At 73.2% G+C, this 4148-nt stretch carries 3 protein-coding genes, 1 tRNA gene and 1 other RNA gene; 3 read left to right on the forward strand and 2 right to left on the reverse strand.

The features are described 5' to 3' along the window. Positions 1-308: 308 nt before the first annotated feature. Both ffs and KF823_16655 read right to left on the reverse strand, forming a co-directional pair. Positions 309-406, reverse strand: an RNA gene (gene ffs / locus KF823_16650) — signal recognition particle sRNA small type. Positions 407-484: 78 nt separating this feature from the next. Continuing rightward, positions 485-577: transfer RNA gene (locus tag KF823_16655), tRNA-Ser, on the reverse strand. Positions 578-761: 184 nt separating this feature from the next. Here KF823_16655 and dnaX point away from each other — a divergent pair. The 3 genes from dnaX to recR all read left to right on the forward strand — a co-directional run bounded on the left by dnaX (position 762) and on the right by recR (position 4065). After that, on the forward strand, positions 762-3005 hold the full coding sequence (gene dnaX, locus KF823_16660; protein MBX3727532.1) for a DNA polymerase III subunit gamma/tau: 2244 nt from the start codon (positions 762-764) through the stop codon (positions 3003-3005). 94 nt (positions 3006-3099) lie between these two features. Next, a complete protein-coding gene (locus KF823_16665) occupies positions 3100-3432 on the forward strand; it encodes a YbaB/EbfC family nucleoid-associated protein (GenBank protein ID MBX3727533.1) in 333 nt (110 codons plus the stop codon). A 39-nt stretch (positions 3433-3471) separates the two neighbouring features. Then, positions 3472-4065, forward strand: a complete 594-nt coding sequence (recR, locus tag KF823_16670) for a recombination mediator RecR (GenBank protein MBX3727534.1) — start codon at positions 3472-3474, stop codon at positions 4063-4065. Positions 4066-4148: the final 83 nt, after the last annotated feature.

The following is a 4148-nucleotide window of genomic DNA, read 5'->3' on the forward strand; positions in this document are numbered from 1 at the left end:
GGCCCCGGCCAGCGCACGACGCCGAGCCGGCAACGATGCGGATCATGGCCAGCCCCAGCCCTCTCCCCCGGCCCCTCTCCCTGAGGGAGAGGGGAGCACAGCGCGCTTCGTTCACCGAACACCGAGTCCTGGTCCTTGGTCCCCGATCCTGGGCTGAGACACGACGCCAATCAGGTCTCCCAGAGGGAGAGGGGAGCGCAGCGCGCTCCGCGCACCGAACGCTCCGCCTACCGGGCGCCGGTCGTTGGCGCTTTGTGCCCGCTCATGAGCTGAGACAGGACGCCAATCAGGAGCAGGAAAGGGAGGCGACCCCCGCCAGCGATCCCCATCGCCCGAATCGACGGCTGCCGTTGCTTCCTTCCGGACCTGGCGGAGTTCACCGTCTATCGTCGTGGGGGCCGACGGGGGCCGCCATGGACTGCTGCCCCGGCCCGGCTGGGCGGGCGGTCGGCGCGCCGTCGGCGCCCGGGGGTGGTGCTGGAGCTGGCGGAGAGAGAGGGATTCGAACCCTCGATACGGTATTAAGCCGTATACACACTTTCCAGGCGTGCGCCTTCAACCACTCGGCCATCTCTCCGGAGAACCTGGGCCGGTGCCCGGCGGCGCCGCGGGCGGCGCGCGGACGGGTCCGTGCAAGCGCGAAAGCATAGCCCAGGGCGGCGCCGGCGGACAAGCCGGCCTGCCGGCCCGGCGCCGCTCTGGCAGAATCGCGGTTCCGGCCGCCGCGCCCCGCGCGCGCCGTCCGCCCGCCTGGAGACGCCATGACCTACCTCGCGCTGGCCCGCAAGTGGCGGCCGCGGACCTTCGCCGAACTGGTCGGCCAGGAGCACGTCGTCCGCGCCCTGCGCAACGCCCTGGACACCGGCCGCGTCCACCACGCCTTCCTGTTCACCGGCACCCGCGGCGTCGGCAAGACCACCATCGCCCGGATCTTCGCCAAGTCGCTGAACTGCGAGACCGGCGTGTCCAGCGAACCCTGCGGCCAATGTGCGGTGTGCCGCGAGGTCGACGCCGGCCGCTTCGTCGACCTGATCGAGATCGACGCCGCCTCGCACACCGGCGTCGACGACGTGCGCGAGCTGATCGAGAGCGCGCAGTTCGCGCCGGCGCGCGGCCGCCACAAGGTGTTCCTGATCGACGAAGTGCACATGCTCTCGCGCAACGCCTTCAACGCGCTGCTCAAGACCCTGGAGGAACCGCCCGGGCACGTGCGCTTCCTGCTCGCCACCACCGACCCGCAGAAACTGCCGGTGACCGTGCTGTCGCGCTGCCTGCAGTTCAACCTGCGGCGCCTGCGCGAGGAGGAGATCGCCGGCCAGATGACCCACATCCTGGCCGCCGAGGAGATCGCCGCCGCCCCCGAGGCCCTGGCCCTGCTGGCGCACGCCGCCGACGGCAGCCTGCGCGACGGCCTCAGCCTGCTCGACCAGGCGATCGCCCACGGCGGCGGTGCCGTGCAGGCCGACGAGGTGCGCGCCATGCTCGGCACCCTCGACCAGGACGCCGTGCTGCGCCTGCTCGAGGCCCTGGCCGCCGGCGACGGCGCTGCCCTGTACGCCGGCATCGAGGCGGTCGCCGCCTACGTGGTCGGCTACGACAACGTGCTGGACAGCATGGCCGCCGCCCTGCACCAGGTGCAGTTGCGCCAGGTGCTGCCGCAGGCGGCGCCGGACGCCGCCGAATTCGATGCCACGCGGATCGCCGCGCTGGCCGAGGCGATCGCCGCCGAGGACGTGCAGGTCTGGTACCAGATCGCCATCCAGGGCAGCCGCGACCTGGCGCTGGCGCCGACACCGCGGATCGGCTTCGAGATGAGCCTGCTGCGGATGCTGGCGTTCCGGCCGGACGACGGCGAGGAAGCCAGCCGCGGTGGGGGTACCGGCCGCGTCGCCAGTCCCTCGCCGGTGGGACGCGGCCAGTCCGCGGGTCAGGCCGCAGGGCAGGGCGAGGCCGCCCCTGCCGCGACCCCTGTTCAGAACCCGGCGCAAGGCGCGACGGTCGCACCTGTGGGGATGGTGGGCGAGGGCGGCGCAGCCGCCCGGCAGGTCCAGGTCGGCCTCACCGCCTCCGGTGGTGGCGGCACGCATGATCACGGCAACGGCCAGGATCAGCGCAGCGACGCCGGCCACGACCAGGGAGCCGACCAGGCCGCCCACCGCCGCAACGGCAGTGCCGGCGATGGTGGTCCGGGTAACGGCACACGCCGCGCCCACGACAGCGACATCGGCCACGGCGCTGGCCCGGTGACCGGCGGCATGCGAGACATGAGCCAGGCCCACGCTCACGACAGGGCCAACGGCAGCGCCCACGCTCACGCGAACGGTGGCGCGAACGGCCGGGCCAGCCTGGGCGATGCGTCGGAAAGCGTCGAACTCGCTGCCGCGGCGCTGCCCGGCTCAGCGGCCATCGTGTCCACGCCGACGGCCCTCGCGCCTGCATCGAGCCCATCGCCTGCTGCCCTGCCGTCCGCCACCTCGGTCGACCTGCCGCCGCCGCGCATCGGCCCACGCGGGCAGGCCGAGGGGGCTGCCGCGATGTCATCCACGCCGTCCCCCCCGCGGGACACCACGCACGCCGACGCCAGCTCAGCGTCCGCGCCACCCGTCGCCGTCACCGCCTGGCCGCTGGACGCCGATGCCTGGCTGCACCTGGCCAGCGGTCTGGACCTGCGCGGCGTCGCCCGGCAACTGGCCGACAACTGCGTGCTGGCCGCCTGTGTCGACGGCGTGCTGCGCCTGAGCCTGGCACGCAGCCAGGAGTTCCTTAACACCCAGGCCGCCCGCAACGCCGTGCAGGAAGCCGCCGCCGCCGCCCTGGGCCGGCCGCTGCGCATCGAGGTCGCCCTGGCCGGCACCGTCGTCGACAGCGCCGCGCAACGCGCCGAGCAGGCGCGCCAGCAGCGCCAGAGCCAGGCCGAACGCGAGTTCGCCGCCCACCCCGCGGTGCAGGCCCTGCTCGCCCAGACCGGCGGCGAGATCGTGCCCGGCTCGGTGCGGCCGCTGTGAGCGTCATGCCCGCGCGGCACCGGCTTCGCGCCGCCGCAACCGCGGATGCCCCACACTGCCGTTGACTCCACTAAGTCCTTCCCCCGAGGTCCCCATGTTCAAGAACCAGATCGCTGGCCTGATGCAGCAGGTGCAGAAGGCCCAGGAAAACATCAAGCAGGCCCAGGAATCCCTGGCCAACCAGGAGATCACCGGAAGCGCCGGCGGCGGCGTGGTCGAGGTGGTGATGACCGGCCGCCACCAGGTGCGGCGCGTCAAGGTCGACCGCCAGACCTTCCTGGACGACCCGGAGATGGCCGAGGACCTGATCGCCGCCGCCGTCAACGACGCCGTCAACAAGGTCGCTGCGCTCACCGAGGCGACCATGGCCGACGCCACCCGCGGCATGCCGATGCCGCCGGGCATGAAGATCCCGGGCTTCTCCTGAGCCGTCTCCTGACTACCGCCGTCGCCGCGCACCGCTGACATGGCCGACAGCCTGCTCGACCGCCTGGTCGCCGACCTGCGCTGCCTGCCCGGCGTCGGCCCAAAGTCCGCCCAGCGCATGGCCTTCCAGCTGCTGGAACGCGACCGCGAGGGCGGCCTGCGCCTGGCCGCCAGCCTGGCCGAGGCGATGCGCCGCATCGGCCACTGCCGGCGCTGCCGCAACTTCGCCGAAGAAGAACTCTGCCCGATCTGCCGCAGCGGCAGCCGCGAACGGCAACTGGTCTGCGTGGTGGAAAGCCCGGTCGACCTGGCCGCCGTCGAGCAGGCCACTGGCTTCCGCGGCGACTACTTCGTCCTGCACGGCCGGCTCAGCCCCATCGACGGCCGCGGCCCCGCCGAACTGGGCCTGGACCTGCTCGACGCCCGCCTCGCCGCCGGCGAGATCGCCGAGCTGATCATCGCCACCAACCCCACCGTCGAAGGCGAGGCCACCGCCCACTACCTGGCCGGCCTGGCCCGCCAGCACGGCATCCGCGCCAGCCGCCTGGCCCACGGCGTCCCCCTCGGCGGCGAACTCGAGTTCATCGACCGCGGCACGCTGGCGCATGCGTTCGGGGCGAGGCAGGAGTTGTAGCTCGGGACTCGGGACTCGGGACTCGGGACTCGGGACTCGGGACTCGGGACTCGGGACTCGGGACTCGGGACTCGGGGCTCGGG

The sequence above is a fragment of the Lysobacterales bacterium genome, from assembly GCA_019634735.1.
Classification (GTDB): domain Bacteria; phylum Pseudomonadota; class Gammaproteobacteria; order Xanthomonadales; family UBA2363; genus Pseudofulvimonas.